The following is a 26,505-nucleotide window of genomic DNA, read 5'->3' as shown; positions in this document are numbered from 1 at the left end:
GAGCGACATCTCCTTTTCCTCTCAGAGTCCGATGGCGACGAAGCCGAGTGACCTCTCGCGGGTCTGCCCCTCGCAGCCGGGGTCGCGCGAGTCGAACAGGTCGCCCCAGTCGGCCCGGCAGCGGAACAGCTCGGAGCCGACCGCGGCCGGCGCGCCGGGGACGGTCGGCGGCGGGCTGGTCCAGACGTAGCCGATCCTGCGCACGACCGTCTTGCCCTCGCAGGCGGCGTCGGTGGAGCTGAAGACGTCGATGCCGTCCCGGCAGCGCAGCAACGCCGTGGTGCCGGGCAACTGGGTCATCGACAGCGTCCCGTAGTAGCCCTCGGGGCGGTAGTTCGCCCCGATCCGGGCCGTGGCGCCGGCGTGGTCGTACGGGTATCCGGTGGTGAGATGCCTGACCAGGTGGCTGTAGGCGCGGGTGTAGCCGAGCTCGAACTCCTTGGTCTGGCCCTCGCACCCGGGGTCGGTGGAGGCGAAGTGCCCCACGTTGGGGATCAGGCACCGGTAGACCAGCAGCGTGGGCACGCCGGCGGGCGGTGTGCTGTAGAGCCGTCCGACGCTGCCGAGGTTGGCGTGGGCGCCGCAGTCGTGGGCGAGGAAGTAGTCGACCGCCCCGTTGCGGCAGGAGTACACCACTGTGGTGCCGGGCTCGTCCGCGCCGGCCATCAGGCCGAGGGAGAACTCGAAGTGCGCCGCCTGCGGCACCGGCCCGTTCGTCACGATGTGCCGGCCGGTGGCGAGGTCGAAGTAGCGGCTGAGCTGGCCGCCGTACGGAACGTACCGCTCGGTGACCGGCCTCTGGTACTCCGCCTTGATCTGGTCGCCGGTGCGCACCCCGGTCCACGCGTGCACGTCGTCGACGTCCCCGGTGAACGGCGTCGCCGCCGCCCCGGCCTGCCTGCCCCGGCCGACCTGGAGCGGGCCCGTGGCGTTCACCGTGACCGCGCCCTTCTTCCAGGCCGCCTTCACGCCGTCGACGTACAGCCGGATCTCCTGGGCCGCCGGGTCGTAGACCCCGGCCAGGTGCGTCCACGCCCCGGCCTGCGCGCTGTCTCCCGGCTCGGCGGTGAGCCCCAGCTGGGTGTCGGTCCCGGACTGCGGCAGCGCGAACGACCACGTGCGGGTGTCGCCGTTGTACCGCAGCTGGAAGCCGCTGCCCTGGCCGGCGTCCTGGCTGAGGACGGTGCGGGTCCGGTCGTCGGCCGTGTCCAGCCGCGCCCAGGCGGTGACGGTGAAGCCGGCGTCGGTGCGGAGCACCGGACCGGTGGTCGTGACGGTATCCGTGCCGCCGTCGAACCTGACCGCGCCGGGTCCCACCTTGCCGGTGGTCCAGGACGCGGCGCCACCGAGCGCACCGAGACGGTAGTTGCCCGATATGTCCTGCGCCGTCGTGCCGGTCCCCTCGTCCAGCGGCAGGAACAGCTCTTCGGTCGCCGGGGAGCCGGCCAGGTCGTGGATCTCGTCGTCGGTGAGGGTCCGGTCGTAGACGCGCACCTCGTCCAGCGAGCCCGGCCAGTAGTTGACCGGCTGGCCGCCCACCTGGGCCCGGCCGAGCTGCACGGTGCCGGTCGCGTTCCACGGCGTGAGGTGGCTGCCGGTCGTGCCGGGCACACCGTCCACGTAGATCTTGATCTGCCGGGCGGCGGCGTCGTACGCGCCGATGAGGTGCGTCCAGCGACCCGCGACGGCGGGGCTCAGCGATTCGGCGACGTCGCGGGCTGCGTCGCCGGCGTTCTTGGCCGGCATCACGAAGTGCCACTTCTTGGTGGTCGGGTTGTACTGCAGGAAGAACCCGCTGATCGTGGTGCCGCTCTGGCTCACCGCGGTGCGCCAGTCGCCGTCGAGCCGGTCGAGCTTCACCCAGGCCGAGACGGTGAACGACTTGCCGGTGTCCACGGTGGAGCCGCCGCCGGTGCTCGCGTGCCCGGTGGCGCCGTCCAGCCAGAGCGCGTCACCGTGCCTGCCCGCCTGCCACCTCGCCGGCCCCTGAGCGAAGGTCGCGTCGTGGCCGTTGCGCGAGTCGTCGACGACATTCGGCTCGACGTAGCCGTCGAGCTTCCAGTGGCCACTGGGGGGTGTGCCGGGACCGACCCAGAAGTGGTAGCGGTACTCCGGCCCCACGTTGCCGGCACGGTCGACGCTGCGGGCGTACAGGTCCATGGGGCCGTCGTCGGGCGGTGTGGCCAGCACGTTCGTGCTGCCGTTCGCGGCGGTGGCTCGGTAGACGCCCTCCTGCCCGTACAGGTGGTACTCGAATCCGGCCACGTCGTCCACGCCGTCGGCGCCCAGGGCGAAGCCTCCCGTGCGTCCGACACCGCCGCCCCTCGGGCAGGGGTCGTAGTCCGGCGGCGGGCATTCGGGGTAGGTCACCGAACTGACCTTCGGCGCCTTGTCCGGGGCCTTCCTGTCGATGGTGACGTCACACCACGGGCCCCACGGCCCGGCGTCCACGCCGTCCGCGCCGCGTACCCGATAGGCCAGCTTGGCCCCGTCGCCGGCGTGCGCCGCCGGCAGGTCCACGGTGAAGGCGGAGCCGGAGGCCTTGAACTCGGTGGCGGACCCGCCCAGCTGCGCCCCGAACCTCGTGTACCACTCGAACTGCGCTTGCACCGGCCCGCCGTCCGGGTCGGAGATCACCGCCGACAGCTTCGGCCCACGCGGCCCCTGGTTCGGATCGTTGTCGATGTGCGGGTTGGCGTACGGCTCGTTCGGCTGCACGGCACACGCCGCGTTCTCCACCTTCTGGCCGGTCGGCGTGCCAGGGTAGCTGTTGTAAGTGACGACCAGACTCGGGTTCGTGTTGAACTTCTTCCAGGCGAACCCGTCGCCCTCGTTCGCCGCCTTCAGCATGATCGCCAGATGCCCGCCGCCGGATGCCAGGCCCTTGCTGACCGCGCCGAGGGCGTTGAACCCCACCCAGGCACCCGGGCAGGCGGCGCTGTACCCGCGGGCGACATTGACCGTGCCCAGGCCGACCGGTGCTCCGCCGGGGAACGGCTGGTTGTTCCACGTCGTCCCCCCGCCGACCGGATTCGTCCCCCACGCCTCCACCTCACGGGGCGAGCACGACGGGGCGTAGTTCTCGAACGCGTTGAACTCCGCCGCCAGGACGTGCCTGCCGAGCAGGAACGACGCGTCGTACTGGAAGTAGGAACGGGCCACGCCGATGCCGTTGCAGCCGCCCCAGTCGCAGAACCCGACCTTCGCCACGTTCTCACCGTCGCCTCCCCAGTACGCCTGGTTGGGATGACCGGAGAACACCAAGGCCATCCCGGTCAGCCCCGCGGCGAAGTCGGGGTCGATGTAGACGGGGAAGGTCGTGGCCGGGTCGCTCAGCAGTTTGCGGTCGGGACGCAGGACGAGCTCGTCCTTCTTCAGGTCGAGCCGCCCGACGGCCCGCGCTGCGGCCGAGTCCCACGCCATCGGCGCACCCGACCCGAAGACCTGTTCGCCCTTTGCGTCGCGAGCGGTGAGGTTGCCGTGACCGTCGTCGCGGAGCTCAATCCCCTTGGTGTCCAGGCCGAACCTCAGCTCGGCCAGCTCAGGGTTCTCAGCCGCGGCCCCGTTCTTGACCACCAGAACTTCCTTGAAACCCTGCGCGGTCGCGGTCATCCGGAGATCCACCCCCGTGAAGACCTCCGGGTAGGTCGCGCTGTCCCCGCTCAGTACCGGCTCGGGCAGCGGTTTCGGCCAGCGCAGCTCCACCTGCGCCGCACCCTCCCCCAGGCGTACGAGCGGCTGGTCGCCGCCGCCGGAGAAGACGACGGGCACCGTGGTCGCGGCCGGCTCCACGCCTCCGCCGGCCCGCTGCCGCAGCGTCGTGTCGACGGGGACCCAGCCGGAGCCGCGCCGGACGCGGACCGGGGTGGTCCGCAGCTCGGCCGTGAACGATCCGTTCGGGTTGGCGTACACGTCCCGGGCCTCGGACTGTTCCGCCGTCACCGCGATCCGCTGCCTCGTCTTCTTCGCCTGACCGACCGCCCAGGGCGCGGAGCCCACCGGGTCGTGCTGCATCTTCGCGGCCGGCGTCGCGATCGGCGGCGGATCCGCCGCCGACGCCTCCGCCGCTGCCGCCATCGGTAACAGACCGGCGATCACGGCCGTCAGCGCCGCCAGGGGCGTACGCAACCAGCACCTCACTGTGCCTCCAGAAAGTCCTCGGGCAGGCCGCACCCTGGCATGCCCGTGTGCTGCGCTGTTTCCGGGGGTGAACGCCTTCTTCGAAGGCGGTGAGGTGCTCCCGCGAGGAAGCCTCACATCCCGGCAAGGAACAGTTTCGGACGCGGGCGTTTCATGATCCAGGTCAGGAAGCGGACATTCACCGGACATTCGGTCCCGGTCCGACGGCGCGCGCAGCCGTCGCTCGACACGCCCGCCACCGCCGCGGAGACCGGGATCACGATCCCGCGGGACCGGACCTCAGGCCGGCCCGGCCACCGGCCGCTGCGGGTCCGCGACACGCTGTTCTGATCCGCGCCCCGGCCCGGACACGGCGCTGATCGTGGGCGGCACCCCCGGCGTCACACGTGCAGTCACTCCAGCGGTGTCTGTGCGCAGGCCCGGCTGATCGCCGGGCCGATGGACCGGGGCGCGGCGTGGTCAGTGGGTGTCTGGTCTGGGGATGTGGATGCCGGCGGCGCGGAGCTTGGTCTCGACGAGCGTGACTCCACGGGCCGCGGCCGATCCCTGTTCTTCGCCGTGGAGGGCGATCAGTTCGTACCGGGTCGCGGCCTCGGTGCGGGCCTGCAGACCGGTCATGATCTTCAGCAGTGCGGGGTTGGCGAGGAAGTGGTCGGCCATGGCGGTGGCGAGCTCGGCGATGCGGGGGTCGTCCGGTTCCCAGGCCGTGGCTTCGGTTGCGCGCTTGATCAAGGCGACGAACCGGGTGTCATCGAGGGCGTGCTCGAAATGGGTGAGGTAGTCGTCGAAGCCTTCCGGGACCAGGGCCTTGGCCAGCACCCAGCCCTCCCTGGTGGCCGCCACATCGTCCGCGGGGAATCCGAGGCCGGACATCCGCTCCAGCAGCGCCACCGCGCGGTCGCCCAGCAGAGCCCGGTCGCCGTCGGCGAGCCGATGCAGCGTGTCACGCCGCACGATCAACTCCTCGATCCGTTCGGTCAGCTGCCGCTCGACGTCGGCGAGCGCAGCGGCGAACAGCGCGGCATCGGCGTCGAGCAGGGGCCCGATCTCGGCCAGCGGCACCCCGGCGGCGGCCAGCGTCCGGACCTGCACCAGCCGCAGCAGATCGGCCGATCCGTACCGCCGGTAGCCGGAGCTGTCGCGTTCCGGCTCCTTGACCAGGCCCAGCTTGTGGTAGTGCCGCACCGTCTTCACCGTGACGCCGACGAATGCCGCCGCCTGCCCGATCGTGACTCCGTTCATCTGCACAATCCTGCCTTGTGCTCGAGCTCGACGACTACGCACACCATGAACGGGACCACGCCGAGCTCGGTGTGGTCCCGGTCCGCGTCTTTTCTGGTGTACGACCGGAAGGGGGCGGCGCATGGTGGCGTACGGGGCACAGGTGCTCAGTCCGTCGGCTGAGCCGGCTCGGCCGATCCGGCCTGCCCACCGCAGAACACCTCGTTGACGAGCCTTTGCTGGGCCTTCTGGAACGCTGCTGCGATGGACATGTCGGCATCGTCCACGCAGTTCAGCGCGGCGGTCAGGGTCGTGCCGCCGTCGGGTGTGCTGTACATCAGCGCCGCGTGGCCCACGGCGGCGCCGTTGTGGGAGATGAGGGTGCCGCCGCCGTCGGTGGTCACCACGAACACGCCCAGGCCGTAGTCCATGTTCGGGATGCCCGTCGGGTGCGGGGCGCACATCTCGGCCAGCAGCGGAGCCGGCAGCAGCTTGCCACCCACCAACGCGGAGATGAACGTGTGCAGATCCCGGGTGGTCGAGATCATGTCACCACCGGTGGAGATCCAGGACGGGTTCTGGCGGGTGATGTCGACCGTCTGCTGCCGGCCGTCCTCCTCATAGCGGTAGTAGGCGTGGGCGTGCGGCTCGGGGATCTCCGGCGAGGCGTCCGGCACCACGGTGCCGGTCAGGCCGAGCGGCCCCAGGATCAGCCGCTGCATCTCCTCGGCGTAGGTGCGGCCGGTGACCTTCTCGATCAGCAGCCTGGCCAGCACGTAGTTGGTGTTGGCATAGCTCCAGCCCGTCCCCGGCTCGAACCGCGCCGGCTTGGACAATGCCAGCTCCACCAGCTCCTGCGGCCGGTAGGTCTTCAACCGGTTGTCCAGCCACTCCGTGCCCGCGGGGCCGTAGGGCATGGAGATCCCCGGCGCGAACGTCCCGTCGTCGTAGACCTCGCCGGTGAAGTTGAACACCCCGCTGGTGTGCTGCAGCAGCATCCGCACCGTGATCCGCTCGTCCAGCCCGAACTCGGGCAGGTAGTCCGCCGCCGGGATGTCCAGCCCGATCCTGCCCTCGGCCACCAGCTGCAGCACCAGGGTCGCGGTGAAGGTCTTGGTGTTGCTGCCGATCCGGACATGCCCGTCGATCGGCGGCTTGGCGGCCCCGCCCAGCTCGGCCACCCCGGCGCTGCCGGCCCACTCGCCCCGCTCATCGTGCACCCGCAGCGACACCCCGGTGAAACCGGAATCGACGATCTCCTCGATCGCCTTCTGCAACTCCGGGCGATCCTGCCCGGCAGCAGCCGCCGACGCGGCCCCGCTGTCCCCAGTGGCCACCCCGGCGGCGTCGAGGGCGGCGGTGATCTTGCGGGCCATCTCGGCCATGGCGGGGCTGGGCTGGCCATGACGGATCTGAGCGGTTTCGATGGCGAGCAGGACGGTGCTGCGGAAGTTGTCGGCCTCTGCCGGAGCCTGCTTCTCGAGCAGGGTCACCGCTGCGGTCAGGGTCGGTAGCACCTGGTCGGCGAGCGCGGCGACGGACTTGCTGTCCAGTTTGATGCTCTTTGACCTGTCGCCGAGCACGTGCCCGATCAGGCCGGTCGCCGACGCCAGGGCGATGCTGCCGTCGGTGGCGATCTTTTGCGGCTTGCCTCCGGCGGCACCGGCAGCGGCAACCAACGAGACCGCGCCGTATGCGGCGGTCCGCAGGGTGCTCTTGTCCTGGTCGGAAAGGGGGATGGACATGATGGTTTGCTCCTTGGAATCTGTTATGTCCGGTCGGCGTCGCGCCGCTGCGACGAGCTTGCACCCTGACCCGAGGTCAACCTCAACCGTGATCTAGCTCACAGCTGCTTTTACGGGTCGGGGACAGCTTCGAGAGCAGACCGCTGCGAGCGAAGCATGTCCGAAGGCGCTCGTCCGGTCCGAGGACCCGTTTCGGGCACCGTCCGGCCATCACTCATGGCCTTCCCCCTTCGCGCCCGGCCTGCTTGCCCGCCCGACGGCGGGCATTCGCGCCAGGACGAGACCAAACGCGATCAACGCCACGCCAAGACCTAGAAACCCCATGTCGTAGAGGAGCTGCCCAGACCCGTGCCGGACATGGTGCACCCCGAGAATCTGATGGTCGATCAACCCTTCGACCAGGTTGAACACTCCCCACCCGGCGATCATCCAGCCGATGACCTCCTTCAAAGGAGCTGGTCGCGCCCGAGAGAGCAGCAGCACCCCGATGACGACGATGACCAGGCAGCCGAGGTGGAACAGGCCATCCCCGATCATGTTGACGTGCTCGTTGCCGGGATACCAGCCGCTGAGCATGTGATGCCACCCCAGGAGCTGGTGCAAGATGATCCCGTCGATGAAGCCGCCGATTCCGAGGCCGAGCACCAGCCCGGCCGTACGGGTGGACGCCCCGTCCGCAGGAGCAGAGACGGATGCCCCACTTCGGTATGAATCAGCCATGTGCGTCTGATTTCCCGTGGCAAGCGCGGCCACGCCCCGCGAAGCCCCATGGTTGCTCTCCGATAGGCCGGGGAACCCATGACGTCGGGGCGCCTCAGGAACGTGCCCGGATGCCGGGCGACGAGGCGGCGGGAGCCATCGACGGCAGGGCCCCATCGCCCTGGCCCATCGGTTCAGGCTCGGTGATGTGCGGACTCAGCCTTTACTTCTCCGGAACCGAAAATCTGTAGTGGCTGGAGTAGACATCAGTGGTGGGTGGGGGTAGAGTTTCTGACATCGCAAGGAACAGATCCACGAGGGCAGCGCAGGACGTCAGGCATCACGACGAACTGCCCGGACGGGCGTGGATAGCAGAAGACGACACAGGTGAAGACGGGCAGAAGGTCGGACGTGCCAGGGCCGGTGCAGGTGAAGGGTCTTGGTCGTGGACACCGCTGCCACAGCAGTAGCAGTCAAGCAGCGAACAAGCACCAACGTCGGACGTGCCGGGGCCAGTACAGGTGAAGGGTCTTGGCCGTGGACACCGCTGCAGCAGTGATGCATGAGATCGAGGAAGCAGAGATAGCGAAAGGAGTGTTGAACGCCATCAGGATCGCCCGTTGCCGGCGGAAGTTCGCCGCGCGGGTACCGTAGCCCCACGGATTGGACGGTGGTCTCCGGTCACGCACACGCGATCCCCGCATTCCCGCCCGCATCGGGCGGCCAGTGCGGAAGTAAGAGGCCGGCCCCAAGGCCGGTAGATGGTGTTGAACCTCGCGGGCCCCGGCGCATCATGGCGCCGGGGCCCCTGTTGGCATTCGGGAAGGGTATATGGATCAAGCACCGATGACGTCGGCCGTCCGCGCGCAGCCCGGACTCCGCGACACCGCCGATAAGGCGGAAACGGCTGGCAAGGCCGACACCGCGGGCAGGACCGATGGGCTCCCCACCGCACCGGGCGACACCCCCGGTCACCGGTTCGACGACGAGGACTACCCCGCATACAGCATGGGCCGGGCCGCCGAGATGCTCGGCGTCACCCAGGCGTTCCTGCGCAACCTGGGCACCGCCAAGCTGATCGAGCCGCAGCGCTCCGACGGCGGGCACCGCCGCTACTCGCGCTACCAGTTGCGGCTGGCCGCCCGCGCCCGCGAACTCGTCGACCAGGGCACCGCTCTGGAGGCCGCCTGCCGCATCATCATCCTGGAAGACCAGCTCGCCGAAGCCCTGCGCATCAACGCCGAACTGCAGCAGAGCAACGAGCGGCGACCTGAGAACGCCGGCCGCCGCTCGGCCTGAAGGCGGTGATCCCGGGCCCCCATCGGCACCCCGGTGGTTCGCGCCCCTGTCGCCGTGGGCAGGGGCAGGGCGGCCGGGTCTGGGGACCGGCCGCTCACCGCATATCCATCCAGCGCCCCGGCTCGGGCCTTAAAAAACCACGAAACGGCCCAAGACCGGTAAGCGACGGCCAAGCATTCGCGGTGACGAATGCGCGGCCGGGTGCATCGCCGGACCGCTCCCCCATGAGCAGCCTGCGACCACCGGCCCGCGCTGGTGCAACAAGTAGGCCGCCGAAGGGCGAAGCGGACCCGTTGCCGCTTTCCAGATGGGGTGGTGAACCGTACCCCCATCTGCCGGAAACGCGACGGGCCCATGATCACCATTCGTGCGGTTATGGCAGGGGATTTTGCGCTCCGGGCAATGGCGTGTCGCTACCCTGGCGTTTTCTGCGGGTGTGGTGAGATTCGGGGGTGACCCCCACCGGATTCGCCAACGGGGTCGCGCTGTCTGCCGGCAGGCGGGTTTGGCTCCGGGCGGCTCTCCACAGAGCCCGACATGAGGAGCGGTTGATGTTCCTGCACACCAAACACCTGCAGTTCGAGGCCAAACCCGAAAAGCCCGACCCGGTCTACGCTCACAAGCTCCAGGAGTTGCTCGGCGGCGCGTACGGCGAGATGACCGTGACCATGCAGTACCTGATGCAGGGCTGGAACTGCCGGATGTCCGGCAAGTACAAGGACCTGATCATGGATATCGCGACCGAGGAGATCGGTCACGTCGAGATGATCGCCACGATGATCGCCCGTCTCCTGGAGGGCGCGCCCGCCACCGCGGTCACGAAGATGGCCATGACCGACCCCGTGGTGGGTGCCGTGCTGGGCGGGATGGATCCCCAGCAGGCCATCGTCTCCGGCGGCGGACCCCTGCTCGCCGACAGCAACGGCTATCCGTGGAACGGCCGCTGCCAGCGGCAACCTCCTGGCCGACTTCCGCGCCAACGTCGCCGCCGAGGCACAGGACCGTCTGCAGACCGCGCGGCTCTACAACATGACCGACGACCCCGGCGTGCGCGACATGCTGAAGTTCAACCTGGCCCGTGACACGCTGCACCAGAACCTGTGGCTGAAGGCCATCGAGGAACTCCAGGAGGACGGCCTGGAGGACGTCGTCGTGCCGGACGCGCTTTTCGACGAGGAGTACGCCGAGCACGCCTCCGCGATCTGGGACCTGTCCGAGGGTACCGAGGGGACGCAGGGAGGCTGGGCCTCCGGCCCGCAACCGGACGGCCGGCACGAGTTCTCCTACCTCCTCGATCCCCAGCCGCTCGGCGGCCTCGCCACGGCACCGCCACCTGACCCCGCGCTGTACAACACCTACGACGGCGCCATGGGCGAGCCGCGGGGGCCTGTCCTGGGCACCGAGACCGGGCCCCTGGGCAAGCTCAAGGACAAGCTGACCTGATCGCCGCAGGAGACAGGGCCGCCCCCGCACCGGGCCGGCCCGTGTCCCGCGCGCTCGGAACGTGAGCGGACCTACCCGATGTGAGGCTTTCGTGCTTGACTCCCGCCCCCACCAGGATGAGCCGCCGACCGCCGTCCCCAAGGCCGGTGACGCCGGCGTGCCGCTCCCCCGGCGGCTGCCGGCACGTCTGCTGCGGCGGGCCGGACTGTTCGGGCCGGCCTTCGTCGTCTCGATGGCCTACATCGACCCCGGCAACTTCGCGACCAACATGTCGAGCGGCGCCCGCTACGGGTACCTCCTGCTGTGGGTGATCGCCGCCGCGAACCTGCTGGCGATGTTCGTCCAGGCGCTGTCGGCCAAACTCGGCATCGCCACCGGCCGGAACCTGCCCCAGCTCTGCCGCGACCATCTGCCGCGACCGCTGACCATGGTGCTGTGGGTGCAGGGCGAACTGGTCGCCATCGCCACCGACCTGGCCGAGTTCATCGGCGGCGCGCTCGCCCTGAACCTGCTGTTCGGCATCCCACTGCTGCCGGGCGCCATGATCACCGCGGTCGTCTCCTTCGTCCTGCTCGGCCTGGCGCCGCGCGGCCGCCACCGCTTCGAGGCGGTCATCACCGGCATGCTCGTCATCATCGTGGCCGGCTTCGCCTACCAGGTGCTGCGCTCCGGCTCCCTCGCCGGTGCCGTCGACGGCCTGGTGCCCCGCCTGGCCGGACCGGACAGCCTGCTGATGGCGACCGGGATCATCGGCGCCACCGTGATGCCCCACGTCATCTACCTGCATTCGGCCCTCACCCAGGACCACGGCAGGATCAGCGGCCTCCGCGCCGCGGTACGGGCCAGTCGCGCCGACATCGCGATCGCCCTGGGCGTCGCGGGGTTGGTCAACATGGCGATGCTGACCGTGGCCGCCGCCACCTTCCACGGCGGTGACCCCGGTAGCCTGCAGGCCATCCACGCCGGGATCGGAGCGATCCTCGGCCCCGCGGCGGCGGTCGCCTTCGCGCTGGCCCTGCTCTCGTCGGGACTGGCCTCCTCAAGCGTGGGCACCTACGCCGGACAGGTCATCATGGAGGGATTCCTCCGCCGCCGCATACCGCTCACGGCACGCCGCCTGATCACCATCGTGCCCGCCATGATGATCCTGTCCGCCGGCATCGACCCCACCCGCGCGCTCATCCTGAGTCAGGTCGCACTGTCCTTCGGCATCCCCTTCGCCCTGGTACCCCTCCTCGCCTTCACCGGCAACCGCAGACTCATGGGCGCCCTGGTCAACCATCGCCGCACCACGGCACTGGGCATCACGGTCGCCACCGTGATCATCGCCCTCAACGGCTTCCTCGTCGCCCAGGTGTTCACCGGCTGAGAGCGCCTCACCCGACCCGTCCGGTCCACCGCGCAGAGAGTGGACCCGCAACGGAACCGGATCACACGATAAGCCGGTTCGAGCAGGTCGGGAGGGGTAGCTGGGGCGGATCATCCGAGGGCGACACTGAGGATGAATTCCCGCGGTTGGATCGGTCTACCGTCTGCGCGGGCCACCTGCCGAAGCCGAACGGCCCGAGATTCGGTCCGGGCCCCTCACCGGCCTCGAACCGCCGGAGGCGCGTTCGCGCACGCGCAGCCCGAGCACCGCCGTGAACAGCAGCTCCACTGCGGCGTCGACGTCCAATGCGGCGGGCAGGTCGCCGTCGCGGATGCCGCTGCCCAGTAGCGACGCGAGGGTTTTCCTGGTGACGTCGAACGCAGCCTCGGTCCTTTGCCGGACCTCGGGGTCGGTGGTGCCGAGTCCGGCGGCCGTATCGACCACGACGCAGCCGCGACCGGCCTCTACGGATGGGCCCCTGTCCGCAGCGCCGGTCCCCCGCGCCGGCCCGCCGGCACAGGCGTACTTGGGGATATGTGCTCACTGCCCAGCAGCCTGAACAGCCACATGATCGCCGTCGCGGGTCGGATCCTCGCCGGTCGCGAGGTTCTGCGAGGCGCGCAAAGCACTGCGCGCGGCGCCGAGCAGGCCAGCCTGCCGCCCGAGCATGGAGGGATGAACGGTGATCCGCTGCACGAAGTTGAGTGTGGCCAAACGCCTGAGATGGCGTCGCAACGGGGCGAACAGGACGTCACCGGCCGCCGAGACCCCGCCGCCGATCACGACGCGGTCGAGATCGCACACCGTGGCTGTGGCGATGATTCCGCGGGCAAGAGCTTGGGTGCCCTGGTCGAAGGCGGCCAGAGCGATGGCGTTGCCCCGGCCGGCGTCGGCGGCGAGGACACGGGTGTCGGCGCCGGTCCAGCCGTGTCGCTGTGCCCAGCGGACCATCGACGGGCCACTGGCATACGCTTCCACGCAGCCGGTAGCCCCGCACGAGCACAGCGGCCCGGCGGGATCAACGACTGTATGTCCGATATGGCCGGCGTTGCCGCTCGGCCCGGGGTACGGTGCGCCGTTAAGCACGAGACCGCCGCCGATGCCTGTCGAGACGACTATCCCGAGCATCGAGGCCGCGCCGCGGCCCACGCCCCGCCAATGTTCGCCGACGGCTGCCGCTATGCCGTCACCCACCAGAGTGACCGGGACGCCGGGCACGATGCCGCTCACCAGATCGACGAGCGGGAAGTCACGCCAAGCGGGAATGTTGACGGGACTCACCGTACCGCGGTCCATGTCGAGCGGCCCTGCCGAAGCCACTCCGACCGCGCTGGGGGCCACACCTTCCACAACGGATGCGAGTAATGCTCGAAGCGCCTCGCTGAGTTGCAGCTCCGTCGCCGGTGTGGGTGTCTCGGTGTGTCTGCTCACCACCCCGTCCCCGCCGACCAGCCCGGCGGCAATTTTGGTGCCGCCGACGTCGACTGCGAGTACGGCTGTCTGACCCATTGATCATCCTGTTCTGATCAGTCCGCGAGAAGCGCTGACAGTTGGGGCGAGTACGTGGCGTGAAGGACGAGTGCGGCGCTGCCGACGACGGCGGCGTCCGCCCCGAGCGGGGAGGACGCGACGTCGATGATCCGGATGTGGCGGGCCAGCGGTCTGGTGGCCAGGGCGGAGGCGACGGCGTCGGTGTATCGCGTTTCGACGTGCTGAATGCCGTGTCCGCCGAGAACGATGAGGTCCACATCGACGAAGTTGGCGACGCTGACCGCGATCGAGGCGACGTGTTCCGCGGCCCTGTCGATGACCTCGGCCGCAAGTGGGTCGCCGGCTCCGGCCGCGACCCGGATCGAGGCGTGGTCGACCCAGGCCGGATCGCGCTCGAACGGCTCCGATAGCACGCTGCCGTCGTGCTCGCCGGCGAGCCGTCGATGCACCTCGGCGACGATCGCGGACGGGTTGACCAGCCTCTCCAGGCAGCCCCGATTGCCGCAGTAGCACTCTGGTCCGTCGGGCAGCACCGAGGAGTGACCGAACTCCCCGGCGTTCAGCGAGCCACCCCGGTAGACCTGGTGATTGAGGATGAGACCGCCTCCGATGCCGGTGCCGAAGAAGAAGTACGCGAAGTTCGCCACCCCTCTGCCGGCGCCGGACCACCGCTCGCCGACCGCGGCGGCGGTGGCGTCGTTGTCCAGGGTCACCGGCAGGCCGGTGACGTCGCTCAGCATCCGTTGCAACGGCACCCGCGTCCAGTTCGCAAGTTGGGGCGGAGCGACGATCATGCCGAGATCCTGGTCGATCGGGCCCGGGGTGGCGAGACCGAGGCCGAGCACCCGGCTGCGCGGCACGTCTGTTTCGGCGAGCACCTCGGCGACCAACTCGCTCATGGCCGAGACGACATGCGACGGATCCGTGCCAGGTGGTGTGGGCCGCCGTTTGACGACCAGCGGCCGGCCGAGCAGATCGACCACGGCACAGGTGAGCTCGACCGGGTCGAAATGGAGTCCGACGGCGCTGCCCGCATCGGCGTTGATCCGCAGGGTGGTGCGTGGTTTTCCTCCGCTGGAGACGCGGTTGGCGTGGTCTTCTCGCACGATGCCCTCGTCGAGCAGCCGACGCACGATACCAGAGACGCTCTGCGGGGTGAGGCCCGTGCGCTGGGCGATCTCCACCCGGCTGATGCCGTCGGCAAGCTGGATCTGGTCCAGCACCACCGCTCGGTTGTATCGCCCCACCTTCGGGAGATTTGTACCTGCTTGCCCCACACAAGGTCCTCTCTGCTCGTCGCCTCGGACATTCTGCACTAGGGCGTTGACTTAGTAAAACAAATGGATTTAGAGTCCCTGCCCGTAGACGTAACACGCCGGACATGAAGACATCCCGCAGCGACCCCCGGCGTACGGCGCTGTGACTGCGAGTCGATAGACCAAGCCACCGGAGGAAGTTGATGTCCACGACCCGCCGCATCCCTCAAGGGCCGGATCCGTTTGATCGCCACGGTATCCGGAGGGCGGAGCCTCAGCGGTGAGTCGCGCTCCGATCCTCGAGATGCGGTCGATCACCAAGACGTTCCCCGGTGTAACCGCACTGGCCGATGTCAACCTGGTGGTCCGGGCGGGCGAGATCCACGCGATCTGCGGTGAGAACGGCGCAGGCAAATCCACGCTCATGAAGGTGCTCAGCGGTGTGCACCCGCACGGGACCTATACCGGCAACATCGTGTACCAGGGCGAAGAGGTCCGCTTCCACGACATCCGGGCGAGCGAGCAGACCGGCATCGTCATCATCCACCAGGAACTCGCGCTGGTGCCGGGCATGTCGATCACCGAGAACATCTTCCTCGGCAACGAGCCACGCAAGCGCGGCGCGATCGACTGGAAGACCGCCCAGCGCCTGGCGATCGAGCTGATGGAACAAGTGGGACTACGGGAAGACCCGGACACCTTGATCAAGGACATCGGCGTCGGCAAGCAGCAACTTGTCGAGATCGCGAAGGCGTTTGCGAAAGACGTGAAGCTGCTCATCCTCGACGAGCCGACCGCGGCGCTGAACGAGGCCGACTCCCGGCACCTGCTCGATCTGCTGCGCGACTTCCGGGAGCGCGGTATCACCTCGATCATCATTTCGCACAAGCTGAATGAGATCGAGGCGGTCGCCGACTCCATCACGATCCTGCGCGACGGCCGGACGATCGAGAGCCTCGACGTCAAGGCCGATGGCGTCAACGAGGACCGCATCGTGCGCGGCATGGTGGGCCGTGAGCTGAACAGCCGGTTCCCCGACCATACGCCGGACATCGGCGAGGTCTTCTTCGAGGTCCACGACTGGACGGTGCGGCACCCGAACTCGGCTGAGCGCCTGGTGTGCAAAAGCTCCAGTTTCAACGTCCGGCGCGGTGAGATCGTCGGCTTCGCCGGTCTGATGGGCGCCGGACGCACAGAGCTCGTGATGAGCCTGTTCGGCCGCTCTTACGGCGTGTACCTGTCGGGCCAGGTCTTCAAGGACGGCAAGGAGATCCACCTGAAGTCGGTGGCGGACGCCATCCGGCACGGTCTTGCCTACGTGAGCGAGGACCGCAAGTCGATCGGCCTCAATCTGCTCGACGACATCAAGACCTCGATGGTGGCCGCCAAGCTGACGAAGATCTCCACGCGCAGGGTCGTCGACCCGGTCCGCGAGCACCGGGTCGCGGAGGAGTACCGCAAGAGCCTGAGAATCAAGACGCCCAGCGTCGACGAGGGGGTCACGAAGCTGTCGGGCGGCAACCAGCAGAAGGTAGTCCTGGCGAAGTGGATGTTCACCGACCCGGACCTGCTGATTCTCGACGAGCCGACACGCGGCATCGACGTGGGCGCCAAGTATGAGATCTACGGGATCATCCAGCGACTTGCCTCCCAGGGCAAGGGCGTCATCGTCATCTCCTCCGAACTGCCCGAGCTCATAGGTTTGTGCGACCGTATCTACACCGTGTTCGAAGGCACGATCACCGGCGATGTGGCGCGCCGCGACGCCAGCCCGGAACTCCTCATGAAGCAGATGACCTCTATGAAGAAGATGCCGATGCCATGAGCCGAATCAAAGACCTGCAGAAGAACCTCTTCGGAGGCACGACCTCCAACGCCCGCCAGTTCGGCATGATCTTCACCCTTGTCGCGATCGTGCTGCTGTTCCAGCTCTGGACCGACGGCCTGACCCTGACATCCGGCAACCTCATCGCGGTGGTGAGCCAGTACTCCTACATCCTGATCCTGGCCATCGGCATGCTGATGGTGATCGTCGCCGGGCACATCGACCTCTCCGTCGGCTCGATCGCCGCGTTCACAGGCATCGTGGTCGCCAAGGCGATGCAGGAGTTCTCGATTCCATGGCCGCTGGGCATCGTGCTCGGCCTGCTCGTGGGCGCGGTGATCGGTGCCTGGCAGGGTTTCTGGGTCGCCTACGTCGGAGTGCCGGCGTTCATCGTAACCCTCGCCGGCATGCTGCTGTTCCGAGGCGGCAACCAGTACATCGGCAACGCCGACACGGTTCCGGTACCCGAGGGCTTCCGCACGATCGGCGCCGGGTTCCTGCCCGAGGTGGGACCCAATACCGGGTACAACAACCTGACGCTGCTGCTCGGCCTGGCCGCCTGCCTGGGCGTCGTGTGGCGAGAGTGGAGGACAAGGCAGACGCGGCGCGAGATGAACGCCGACGTCGCGCCGATGTGGATCTCGGTTCTGCGCCTGACCGTGATGCTGGGCGTTATCATCTTCGCGACGCTACGCTTCGCCGGCGGCCGCGTCGGCACCAGCCTGCCGATCTCCGGCATCATCCTGATCGTCCTGGTGCTCGCATACTCGCACTACACCCGCAACACCATCGGCGGCCGGCACATCTACGCGGTCGGCGGCAACGCCCGGGCAGCGGAGCTGTCCGGCGTAAAGCTCAAGCGGGTCAACTTCTTCGTCATGATGAACATGTCCGTCCTGGCTTCGCTGGCCGGCATGATCTTCGTGGCGCGGTCCTCGGCTTCTGGCCCGCAGGACGGCCTGAGCTGGGAGCTCGACGCCATCGCCGCCGTCTTCATCGGCGGCGCAGCGGTCTCCGGCGGCCTCGGCACCATCAGCGGGTCCATCGTCGGGGGGCTCGTCATGGCCCTGCTCAACAACGGCCTACAGCTCGAGGGCGTCGGCTCCGACATGGTCCAGATCATCAAGGGCCTGGTCCTGCTCCTGGCCGTCGCCCTCGACGTCTACAACAAGAGCCAAGGACGCTTTTCGATCTTCGAGTCGCTGATGCGTCCGTTCCACCGAGACGCTTCGGCCACCTCGGGCAAACAATCAAGTCCAAGCTCCGATCCGGACACGGCACCGGTCGTCGGCTGACAGTTCCGGCGCCGCAGACAGCGCCGAACTCAACACGCTTGCCCCACCCCCCGCATCACTGCAAGAAGGGCTCATCTCACCATGCGCAAATTCCTCACCCAGAGCATCGCGATGGCCGGTGCCGTCGCGATGCTCACGCTGAGCGCCGCTTGCTCCAACGAGCGCGAAGGCACCACCAGCACCGGAACCGGCGACAGCACCACCGCCGCGAAGGGCTTCGCGGCCGACGCCCTCATCGGCGTCGCACTGCCGTCGAAGACCTCGGAGAACTGGGTGCTCGCCGGAGACCTGTTCACCAACGGGCTCAAGGAGGCCGGCTTCAAATCCGACGTGCAGTACGCGGGCGCGTCCACCACCGTCGCGGACCAGCAGGCGCAGATCTCTGCCATGGTCACCAAGGGCGCGAAGGTCATCGTCATCGGCGCGACCGACGCCGCGCAACTGGCCACCCAAGTGGCGCAGGCCAAGCAGGCCGGCACGACCGTCATCGCCTACGACCGGCTCATCACCAACACGCCGGACCTCGACTACTACATCGCGTTCGACAACTTCAAGGTCGGCCAGCTGCAGGGACAGGCCCTGCTCGACGGCATGAAGGCGAAGAAGGAGAAGGGCCCGTGGACGATCGAGCTGTTCTCCGGCTCGCCGGACGACAACAACTCCGCCGTGTTCTTCAACGGCGCGATGGAGGTGCTCAAGCCGCTCATCGACAAGGGTGAGGTCATCGTCGGCTCGGACCAGACGGACATCAAGCAGACCGCGATCCAGGGCTGGAAGGCCGAAAACGCGCAGCAGAGGATGGACTCGCTGGTGACCTCGACCTACAACGGCAGCAAGACCCTCGACGGCGTCCTGTCGCCGAACGACACCCTCGCCCGCGCGATCATCACCTCGGTGAAGGGCGCGGGCAAGCCGATCCCAGTCGTGACCGGTCAGGACTCCGAGATCGAGTCGGTCAAGTCGATCATCGCTGGCGAGCAGTACTCGACGATCAACAAGGACACCCGGAAGCTCGTCGCAGAGACCGTGAAAATGGTCAAGGCGCTGCAGAGCGGTGGCACGCCGGAGATCAACGACACCAAGTCGTACGACAACGGCGTCAAGGTCGTCCCGGCATATCTCCTCCCGCCGGTCATTGTCACCAAGGACAACGCGGCCGAAGCCTATGCCGACGACCCGAAGCTGGCGCCCCTCACCAAGCAGTAGGCAAGCACGATGACGCCGTCGTGCGTCCCAGGAACGATCCCGGGACGCACGAGGCAACCAGATCGATCTCAGATCGCGCGGCGCCGCCGTGATCTGAAGCGGCACATCTTCCGCGACATCGGCAACAACCGCGCGCGCTTCCTGGAGATCCGCCTCCAACCCGATGACCCCCACTGCCGGACGCCGCAGGCCGCTACGCAGGGCGAATGAGGAGACAGCGGACGTGAACACACTGGTCAACACCATCAAGGAATACGACTGGGGATCGCCCACAGCCATACCGGCGCTGACCGGCAGGACCCCGACCGGCCGCCCGCAGGCCGAAATGTGGCTGGGCGCCCATCCCGCCGGCCCATCGGCACTGATTCGCAGCGGCGTACGGCGGACACTGGCCGACGTGATCACGGACGACGCCGACGCCGAGCTCGGTCCGGCCGTGAAGGAACGATTCGGCACTCGGCTGCCATACCTGCTGAAGGTGATCGCAGTGGCACGGCCGCTGTCGCTTCAGGTGCATCCGAGCGAGGAGCAGGCCCGCAGCGGCTTCTCCAGCGGAGACGCCAACTACGTCGATTCCCATGCCAAGCCGGAACTGATCTGCGCGCTGACCCCATTCTCGGCTCTGGCCGGTTTCCGCCATCCGTCCACTGCGGCCGACCTGCTGGAAGCCCTTAAGGTGGAGCCGCTGACAGAACTTGTCGGCATCCTGCGAACCACTGACCATCGCAACGCGCTTCTTCAGGTGCTCCGGCAGCTCACCACCTGGCCGCTCGAGGCACGACCCGACCTGGTGGCTGCGGTAGGTGGAGCGGCTGCCGCCTTGAACGGCACCGAATTCGGCCTCGTCGAGAACCTTGTCACGGTCCACCCCGCCGATCCGATGGTCCTCGCACCCCTGCTGCTGGAACACCACGAACTCGCTCCCGGAGAAGGAATGTTCCTCGGCGCCGGAGTCATCCACTGCTATCTGAACGGTCTGGGAGTGGAACTCATGGGTGCGTCCGACAATGTCCTGCGTGCGGGCCTGACATCCAAGACCGTCGACCCGGCCGGGTTGCTCGCCATCGTGGATCCGCTGCGCCATCCGGCGAAAATGCTAGCACCGGACGGCGTCTACGCCGCCCCCGTGCCGGAGTTTCGCCTCCGCCGAACCGACGTGGGAGAAACGCTGAGCCTCCCGGCAGGTCTTCCTCGCATCGTCCTGTGCATCTCCGGCACCGCGATCGTGTCGACGCCCTCGCCACACGTGATCAGGGCGGGAGAGTCGCTGTTCGTCCCAGCCGCAGAACCGCTCGACGTCACAGCGGACGGAACAGTCTTTGCGGCCGAACCGGGGCTTTGACCGCGAACAGCTGCCCGCCCTGCCGTGCAGGCCACCGGGGCTGCGACTGGGCATGCCGCTGGAGCAGGTCAGGTTCCGGCACGACATGAGCACCCACGGTGTCCGCAAACTACCGGTCGCCTGGTAACACCACGACAGGCGCCCTTCGCGACCACAACCGGTCCGGCGGCCGCCTTGGGCAGGCCAGGGCCGCCGCCTCCGTTTTTGATGGCTGGTTTCTGGTTTGCTTAGTTTAATGATCTTGATCTTAAACGGACGCCTTTACAATGTAGATTTTTTAGAACGGATGCCGCGTCAGACAACGACCGTGGTGTCCACCGCCTGAGGAGCGAGGACGTGCTCGATCACCATGACGGCCGCTCCGATGATTCCGGCATGGTCTCCCAGCTTGCTGGCCTGGATGCGCAAGTGCCGCGTGGCCAGCGGGAGGGAGCGCTTGTAGATCACCTCGCGGACCCCGGCGAGGAAGTGCTCTCCGGCCTCGGCGATGTCACCGCCGATCACGATCGCCCCGGGATTGAAGAAGTTGACGATCGAAGCGAGAACGTCACCGGTCTCCCGGCCGGCCTGGCGTACGAGATGCACAACCTCAGGGTCGCCTAGGCCCAGTAGCCGCACCACGTCTCGGCTGTCCTTCGCGAACACGCCCGACGCGGTGATCCGGGCGGCCAGGGCGGCGCTGCCGGCGACGGCTTCTACACAGCCGGTGTTGCCGCAGTGGCACACCACCTCGTCCGCGTCGACGACACGGATGTGCCCGATGTCGCCTGCGGCGCCCTGAGCGCCCCGGTGCAGCCGCCCGTCGGAGATGATGCCGCAGCCGATGCCCGTACCGATCTTGACGAAGATGAGTTGGTCGGCTTCGGGGTACCCGGCCCGGTGCTCGCCGAGCGCCATGATGTTGACGTCGTTGTCGACAAGGACCGGCACACCCAGCCGCTCCCCCAGCCACTCAGGAACGGGAAAGCGGTCCCAGCCCGGCATGAGGGGCGGGTTGACGGGGCGTCCCGTCGAGTATTCGACCGGGCCCGGCAGGCCGATGCCCGCCCCGCACACGTTGGCGAGGTCGTACCCACTCTCGGCGAGCAACTCGGCGAACGTCTGCGCGAGCCATGCCAGGGTCGACTCCGGCTCCCGGTCGATCGGGACATCGGCGGTGCGTTCGGCCAGCACAGTGGTGCCCAGGTCAGTGATCGCGACGCGGTGGTGCGTGACGCCCAGGTCGGCGGCGAGCACGAGACGCGCCGCCCTGTTGAAGGCGAACGCGGCCGCCGGGCGCCCACCCGAGGAAGTGGAGGCGTCGGCGGCTACGACCCAGCGGTGCCGGAGCAGGGCGTCCAGCCGTTGGGACACCGTGGTTCTGGCCAAGCCGGTGAGCTCGACCAGTTCCGTGCGGGTGCGGGCAGGTCCCTCCCGCAGGACGGACAGCAGTGCGCCAGCCCCAATGCTCGCACCGTTGAGCGTCTCCTCAGTCACACTTGCCCTTCCACCGACGAACGAACCCCTTCAAACGCCCCTAAGTATACTTATGACTTCCAAAATCATATTTATGCTTGACCTCCGCCATAAGACCTCCTTACGATCTCGAAACATGGAGGAAATAGGTCGTAACCCGACGGATGTTTCCCAGCTTCGGGTGGGGATCGTCGGAACAGGTTTCATAGGCGGCGTCCACGCCCGAGCCGCTAGGCTCGCCGGTGCCCGCATCGTCGGTGTGGCCGGCTCGACCCCTGAACGGGCAGCGCGGGCGTACGCCGCCCGGCTGGCCGAGCGGGTCTTCCGCTCGGCAGAGGACCTCATCGAATCCGGCGAACTCGACGTCCTGCACGTTTGTACTCCCAACCACCTGCACGCCTCGATCACGATCAAGGCGCTGGAGGCCGGTCTGCACGTCATCTGCGAGAAGCCGCTGGCGACCGACTTCGACACTGCCGCGCTGATGGCTGCCCGCGCCGCGCAGAGCGCGCGTACGGCGACCGTGCCGTTCGTCTACCGGTTCCACCCGATGGCCAGAGAGGCCAGGCAGCGCGTCGCCGAAGGCCATATCGGCCGAGTCAACCTCATCCACGGCAGCTATCTGCAGGACTGGTTGCTCAGCCCGGATGATGACAACTGGCGGGTGGACCCTGCCCTGGGCGGGCCAAGCCGCGCCTTCGCCGACATCGGCTCGCACTGGTGCGACCTGGCGGAGTTCGTCACCGGCGACCGGATCGCCGCGGTGTCGGCGCAGACGGCGGTGGCGGTGCCCGACAGGACCAAAAGGCCGGACGTGCCCACCGAGGACGTGGCGACCGTGCAGTTCAGGACGGTGGGCGGCGCGGTGGGCACGATGGCGGTCAGCCAGGTCTCGCCGGGACGCAAGAACCGGCTGTTTTTGGAGATCTCAGGCAGTGAGGCGAGCATCGCCTTCGATCAGGAGCAGCCGGAAACGCTCTGGTTAGGGCATAGACAGGGCTCGGAGTTGCTGGTGCGCGATCCGCAGACCCTGTCGGTCCCGGCCCTCCGCTACTCCCCCCTGCCCGCGGGTCACGCCCAGGGCTATCACGACTGTTTCGACGCGTTCACGACCGACAGCTACGCCGCGGTGCGGGGAGAGCGTCCTGAGGGACTGCCGACCTTCGACGACGGCGCGAGGGCCGCCCGTATCTGCGACTCCGTACTCGCCTCGGCGCGTACCCGCTCGTGGGTGGAGGTGCACCCCGCGTGAGGCTCCTGGAGATGCGAGGGGTGGACAAGAGCTTCTTCGGTGTACGTGTGCTGACCGGAGTCGATCTCGACGTCGAGGCGGGACAGGTGCACGCCGTCGTCGGTGAGAACGGTGCGGGGAAGTCGACGCTGATGAAGATCCTCGCCGGGGTGCACCTCCCCGACGCGGGGACGATCGCGATCGACGGCGAGCCGGTCGCGTTCAGCCATCCTCTCGACGCGCAACGATCCGGAGTGGCGATCATCTATCAGGAGTTCAACCTCCTGCCCGAACGCTCGGTCGCCGAGAACGTCTTCCTCGGGCGCGAGCCAGTACGGCGGGGCCTGGTAGACCGCACGAAGATGGAGGTGGAGACCGAACGGCTGCTGGCGGGGCTCGGTGAGACCTCCTTCGGCGCCCGCGACGCCGTTCGCCGCCTGAGCGTCGCCCAACAGCAGGTCGTCGAGATCGTCAAGGCCCTCTCGGTTGACGCCCGCATCATCGTGATGGACGAGCCCACCGCCTCGCTGGCCGAGCACGAGGTCGAACTCCTCTACTCCCTGATCCACCGCCTGCGAGAGCGCGGCATCGCCATCCTCTACATCTCCCACCGCATGCGCGAGGTGTTCGACCTGTCCCAGCAGGTCACCGTACTCAAGGACGGCACCCGCGTCACCACGGCCGCCACCTCCGACGTCGGGTCGGCCGAGCTGGTCAAGCTCATGGTCGGCCGGGAGCTCAACGACTACTTCCCGCCCCGCGCCACGGCCGCGGAGGTCGGCGAGGTACGCCTGAGCGTGCGCGGCGGCAGGAATGAGAAGCTCAGCGGCATCGACCTGGAGCTGAGAGCCGGGGAGATCGTCGGGGTGGCGGGCCTACAGGGCTCGGGCCGGACCGAGCTGGCCAAGGCGATCTTCGGAGCGGAGCCGTTCACCTCGGGTGAGATGACCCCCCGCAGGCCCCGGACGGTCCGCCAGGCCGTGGCCGCCGGGATCGGGCTGGTCACTGAGGACCGCAAGGCCGAAGGGCTGGCGCTGCGGCAGTCGGTGGGAGACAACGCGCTGCTGGTGGCACGCACCTCCGCCGCACGCACCCCGGCGGAGCGGGCCTCACGGAGTGGGCTGCGCGCGCTCCTGGAGTCGGTACGGCTGTCACCACCCGACCCTGAGCGTGAGGTGCGCTACCTGTCCGGCGGCAACCAGCAGAAGGTCGTGCTGGCCAAATGGATGACGGTCAACCCCAGGGTGCTGCTGTTCGACGAGCCGACCCGGGGCGTGGACGTCGGTGCGAAGGCCGCCATCCACGACCTGATGCGGCAGTTCGCCAGAGACGGCATGGCCATCATGATGATCTCTTCGGAGCTGCCCGAGCTCATCGGGATGAGCGACCGGATCATCGTCATGCGAGAGGGCCGTATCGCGGGCGAGCTGCCGGCCGGCGTGTCCGAGGAGGCCATCATGCACGTGGCGGCGAGCGAGGAGACCGCATGAACGGCCAGAGCCCGTCCCCGGTGCGCCCGGTCGCGACCTCGACGACTCCCGAGCCCGTCCGGAGCAGCGTGGGAGCGAGGCATGGCGGTCTACGGCGCGGCTTCTTCACGGAGGTCAATCCGACCAGGGTCGTCTACCTCGCGCTCATCGCCGTGACCGTCATCGGCTGGGGGCTGGTCGCCGTCGACGGCGGGAACTTCCTCACGTTGGAGACCGTCGTCGGCATACAGCAGCGTTCGGCCGCCCTGGGCATCGTCGCCGTGGGGCAGACCCTGGCGATCCTCGTCGGGTCACTGGACCTGTCCGTCGCCTACCTGATCAGCCTCGGGTCGCTGGTCGCGGCCGAGATCATGGCGGGCCACGACGGCGGCGTCGTACCGGCCATCCTCGCCGTGCTCGGCGTCAGCGCCCTCGTGGGGCTGGTCAACGGTCTGGTCATCACCCGCCTGCAGGTGCACGCGTTCATCGCCACGCTGGGCACCGCGCTCATCCTCAAAGGCGTCATCGACCACCGCTATGACGGACCGGCCGGCAGCGTGCCTGAGTCGTTCCAGCGTCTGGGCTACGACCGGCTCGGCCCGGTGCCCGTCTCGGCGCTGCTCTGGGTCGCCGTGGCGGTGGCCGCCTGGTTCCTGCTGCGCCGGACTCCCCTGGGCTACCGCATCTACGCGGTCGGCGGGGACGCCGACGTGGCCCGGCTGTCAGGGGTGCGTACCAGCAGGGTCGTGGTGCTCACCCACGTTCTGTGCTCGCTGTGCGCGGGCGTCGCCGGCCTGCTGCTGGCCAGCAGGCTGGGCGCGGGCGCGCCCACGGTCGGCACCGACGGCGGATACGACCTGGAGTCGATCGCCGCGGTCGTGCTCGGCGGCACCGCGCTGGCCGGCGGCAAGGGCGGGATCGCCGGGACCGTCGGCGGCGTGCTCCTGCTTGCCGTGCTCGACAGCGTCTTCAACCAGCTTGAGGTGAACTCCTTCTTCAAGGACGTGGTCAGAGGCGTCGTGATCGTGGCCGCCGTCGCCGTCTACGCCCGTCGCGGCAGAAAGGGGCGGACGGCATGAGAAGGACGCTTCCGATCCTCGCGGTCCTGACCGTACTGCTGGTCGCGATCGCAGCCGCCAACCCACTTTTCCTGGAGCCCGCCGGGTTCCTGGCCTTCGTCAAGCGGGCCGCACCGCTGGTGATCCTGGCGGCGGGCCAGTACTTCGTCATCGTCTCAGGCGAGTTCGACCTGTCGGTCGGCTCGCTGGTGACGGTCGAGGTCGTCGTCGCCGCCCGCCTGATCGACGGGGAGGAGTCGGCCACCTGGTGGGTGCTTCTCCTGCTGATCGCCATCGGACTGCTCGTCGGCCTGGTCAACGGCGTAATCACCACGGCCCTGCGCGTTCCCTCCTTCATCACGACGCTCGGCATGATGCTCATCCTGTCGGGCGCGGTGTTCCTGTGGACGGGCGGCGCTCCCCGCGGCGCGCTGTCGGAGAGCTTCCGCGCCTTCGGCCGGGGCAACCTCGGTCCCGTGCCGTGGTCCGTCCTCATCTTGGTCGTGGTCGCCGGCACCGGGATCGCGCTGATGCGTTCCGACTTCGGCAAGAGACTCATGGCCACCGGCGACAACGAACGCGCCGCCGCCCTGTCCGGCATCGGCGTGCACCGTACGCGGATCCTCGCGTTCGTCGTCTCCGGCCTGGCCGCGGCGGTCGCGGCCATCCTGCTCGGTGGCTTCGCAGGCGTCTCGGCCCAGGTCGGCCAGGGACTGGAGTTCTCCGCCATCACCGCCGTCGTCCTCGGCGGCGTGGTGCTCGGCGGCGGCCGGGGCTCGGTCGTCGCCGCGATGGCCGGCGCGCTGACCCTGGAGGCCCTGTTTACCCTGCTCAACCTGTACGGCATCTCAGGGGCTCTGGAGTACACCGTGCAGGGCGTCATCATCATCGCGGCGGTCGCGGCGGGAGCGATGCGCTTCCCGTTCCGGCTCCGCGTGAGCACCTGATCAACCTAGAAAGC

The 26,505-nt window shown here is 68.4% G+C and carries 20 protein-coding genes and 1 pseudogene; 13 read left to right on the top strand and 8 right to left on the bottom strand.

Features of this window, described 5'->3' with window-relative positions; genetic code table 11:
• Window positions 1-21: 21 nt before the first annotated feature.
• Window positions 22-4,128 (bottom strand): LamG-like jellyroll fold domain-containing protein, encoded by a 4,107-nt coding sequence (locus tag OHA77_RS39215; RefSeq protein WP_406314357.1) that lies wholly within the window; start codon window positions 4,126-4,128, stop codon window positions 22-24.
• A 165-nt stretch (window positions 4,129-4,293) separates the two neighbouring features.
• Here OHA77_RS39215 and OHA77_RS39210 point away from each other — a divergent pair, with 165 nt between their 5' ends.
• A complete protein-coding gene (locus OHA77_RS39210; RefSeq protein WP_406314355.1) occupies window positions 4,294-4,470 on the top strand; it encodes a hypothetical protein in 177 nt (58 codons plus the stop codon).
• A gap of 129 nt (window positions 4,471-4,599) precedes the next feature.
• Here the strand turns inward: OHA77_RS39210 and OHA77_RS39205 are convergent, their stop codons facing one another.
• The 3 genes from OHA77_RS39205 to OHA77_RS39195 form a co-directional block, all read right to left on the bottom strand.
• Entirely contained in the window at window positions 4,600-5,382 is a 783-nt protein-coding gene (locus tag OHA77_RS39205) for a MerR family transcriptional regulator (RefSeq protein ID WP_406314354.1), read from the bottom strand.
• A gap of 146 nt (window positions 5,383-5,528) precedes the next feature.
• On the bottom strand, window positions 5,529-7,106 hold the full coding sequence (locus OHA77_RS39200) for a serine hydrolase domain-containing protein (RefSeq protein ID WP_406314352.1): 1,578 nt from the start codon (window positions 7,104-7,106) through the stop codon (window positions 5,529-5,531).
• A gap of 210 nt (window positions 7,107-7,316) precedes the next feature.
• On the bottom strand, window positions 7,317-7,751 hold the full coding sequence (locus OHA77_RS39195) for a DUF2243 domain-containing protein (RefSeq protein ID WP_406314350.1): 435 nt from the start codon (window positions 7,749-7,751) through the stop codon (window positions 7,317-7,319).
• Between the two features lie 1,062 nt (window positions 7,752-8,813).
• Here OHA77_RS39195 and OHA77_RS39190 point away from each other — a divergent pair.
• The 4 genes and pseudogenes from OHA77_RS39190 (at window position 8,814) to OHA77_RS39175 (ending at window position 11,916) form a co-directional block, all read left to right on the top strand.
• Complete coding sequence (locus OHA77_RS39190) at window positions 8,814-9,104, top strand: MerR family transcriptional regulator (protein WP_406319950.1); 291 nt, start codon at window positions 8,814-8,816, stop codon at window positions 9,102-9,104.
• Between the two features lie 551 nt (window positions 9,105-9,655).
• Window positions 9,656-9,985 (top strand): annotated as a pseudogene (locus OHA77_RS39185) (manganese catalase family protein); the annotation flags it as partial.
• Window positions 9,954-10,547, top strand: coding sequence for a manganese catalase family protein (locus OHA77_RS39180; protein ID WP_406314348.1), 594 nt, complete (start codon window positions 9,954-9,956; stop codon window positions 10,545-10,547). The pseudogene OHA77_RS39185 and the gene OHA77_RS39180, both read left to right, overlap by 32 nt.
• A gap of 91 nt (window positions 10,548-10,638) precedes the next feature.
• Window positions 10,639-11,916 (top strand): Nramp family divalent metal transporter, encoded by a 1,278-nt coding sequence (locus tag OHA77_RS39175; RefSeq protein ID WP_406314347.1) that lies wholly within the window; start codon window positions 10,639-10,641, stop codon window positions 11,914-11,916.
• Window positions 11,917-12,072: 156 nt separating this feature from the next.
• Here the strand turns inward: OHA77_RS39175 and OHA77_RS39170 are convergent, their stop codons facing one another.
• From OHA77_RS39170 to OHA77_RS39160, 3 genes are all read right to left on the bottom strand, one after another.
• The gene (locus OHA77_RS39170; RefSeq protein ID WP_406314345.1) at window positions 12,073-12,360 is read right to left on the bottom strand and encodes a TetR family transcriptional regulator C-terminal domain-containing protein; all 288 of its coding nucleotides are present in this window, start codon (window positions 12,358-12,360) and stop codon (window positions 12,073-12,075) included.
• A 96-nt stretch (window positions 12,361-12,456) separates the two neighbouring features.
• Window positions 12,457-13,425 carry an ROK family protein gene (locus OHA77_RS39165; protein ID WP_406314344.1) on the bottom strand — a complete coding sequence of 323 codons (969 nt, stop codon included), beginning with the start codon at window positions 13,423-13,425 and terminating at the stop codon, window positions 12,457-12,459.
• A gap of 17 nt (window positions 13,426-13,442) precedes the next feature.
• Window positions 13,443-14,654, bottom strand: a complete 1,212-nt coding sequence (locus tag OHA77_RS39160) for an ROK family transcriptional regulator (RefSeq protein WP_406314342.1) — start codon at window positions 14,652-14,654, stop codon at window positions 13,443-13,445.
• Window positions 14,655-14,967: 313 nt separating this feature from the next.
• Here OHA77_RS39160 and mmsA point away from each other — a divergent pair, with 313 nt between their 5' ends.
• The 4 genes from mmsA to manA all read left to right on the top strand — a co-directional run bounded on the left by mmsA (window position 14,968) and on the right by manA (window position 20,331).
• Window positions 14,968-16,488, top strand: a complete 1,521-nt coding sequence (gene mmsA / locus OHA77_RS39155) for a multiple monosaccharide ABC transporter ATP-binding protein (protein ID WP_406319949.1) — start codon at window positions 14,968-14,970, stop codon at window positions 16,486-16,488.
• Window positions 16,485-17,783, top strand: coding sequence for a multiple monosaccharide ABC transporter permease (gene mmsB, locus OHA77_RS39150; protein WP_406314340.1), 1,299 nt, complete (start codon window positions 16,485-16,487; stop codon window positions 17,781-17,783). Before mmsA ends, mmsB begins: the two co-directional genes overlap by 4 nt.
• An 81-nt stretch (window positions 17,784-17,864) precedes the next feature.
• Window positions 17,865-18,989 (top strand): substrate-binding domain-containing protein, encoded by a 1,125-nt coding sequence (locus OHA77_RS39145; protein ID WP_406314339.1) that lies wholly within the window; start codon window positions 17,865-17,867, stop codon window positions 18,987-18,989.
• 223 nt (window positions 18,990-19,212) lie between these two features.
• A complete protein-coding gene (manA, locus tag OHA77_RS39140; protein ID WP_406314337.1) occupies window positions 19,213-20,331 on the top strand; it encodes a mannose-6-phosphate isomerase, class I in 1,119 nt (372 codons plus the stop codon).
• A gap of 294 nt (window positions 20,332-20,625) precedes the next feature.
• Here manA and OHA77_RS39135 read toward each other — a convergent pair whose 3' ends face one another.
• Window positions 20,626-21,807: an ROK family protein gene (locus tag OHA77_RS39135; protein WP_406314335.1), complete on the bottom strand. Its 1,182-nt coding sequence runs from the start codon at window positions 21,805-21,807 to the stop codon at window positions 20,626-20,628.
• A 115-nt stretch (window positions 21,808-21,922) separates the two neighbouring features.
• Here OHA77_RS39135 and OHA77_RS39130 point away from each other — a divergent pair, with 115 nt between their 5' ends.
• Genes OHA77_RS39130 through OHA77_RS39115 form a run of 4 tightly spaced genes read left to right on the top strand, consistent with a single transcriptional unit; the run spans window position 21,923 to window position 26,491 of the window.
• Window positions 21,923-23,038 (top strand): Gfo/Idh/MocA family protein, encoded by a 1,116-nt coding sequence (locus tag OHA77_RS39130; protein WP_406314334.1) that lies wholly within the window; start codon window positions 21,923-21,925, stop codon window positions 23,036-23,038.
• Complete coding sequence (locus tag OHA77_RS39125; RefSeq protein WP_406314332.1) at window positions 23,035-24,507, top strand: sugar ABC transporter ATP-binding protein; 1,473 nt, start codon at window positions 23,035-23,037, stop codon at window positions 24,505-24,507. The genes OHA77_RS39130 and OHA77_RS39125 overlap by 4 nt, the downstream gene beginning before the upstream one ends.
• Window positions 24,504-25,565 (top strand): ABC transporter permease, encoded by a 1,062-nt coding sequence (locus tag OHA77_RS39120; protein ID WP_406314331.1) that lies wholly within the window; start codon window positions 24,504-24,506, stop codon window positions 25,563-25,565. Before OHA77_RS39125 ends, OHA77_RS39120 begins: the two co-directional genes overlap by 4 nt.
• Window positions 25,562-26,491: an ABC transporter permease gene (locus OHA77_RS39115; RefSeq protein ID WP_406314329.1), complete on the top strand. Its 930-nt coding sequence runs from the start codon at window positions 25,562-25,564 to the stop codon at window positions 26,489-26,491. Before OHA77_RS39120 ends, OHA77_RS39115 begins: the two co-directional genes overlap by 4 nt.
• The last annotated feature ends 14 nt before the right edge of the window (window positions 26,492-26,505 follow it).

The sequence above is a fragment of the Streptosporangium sp. NBC_01639 genome (genome assembly GCF_045209755.1).
Classification (GTDB): Bacteria; Actinomycetota; Actinomycetes; order Streptosporangiales; family Streptosporangiaceae; genus Streptosporangium.
The sequence above is the reverse complement of the archived record's forward strand: the minus strand, read 5'-3'. Positions and strand labels throughout refer to the sequence as shown.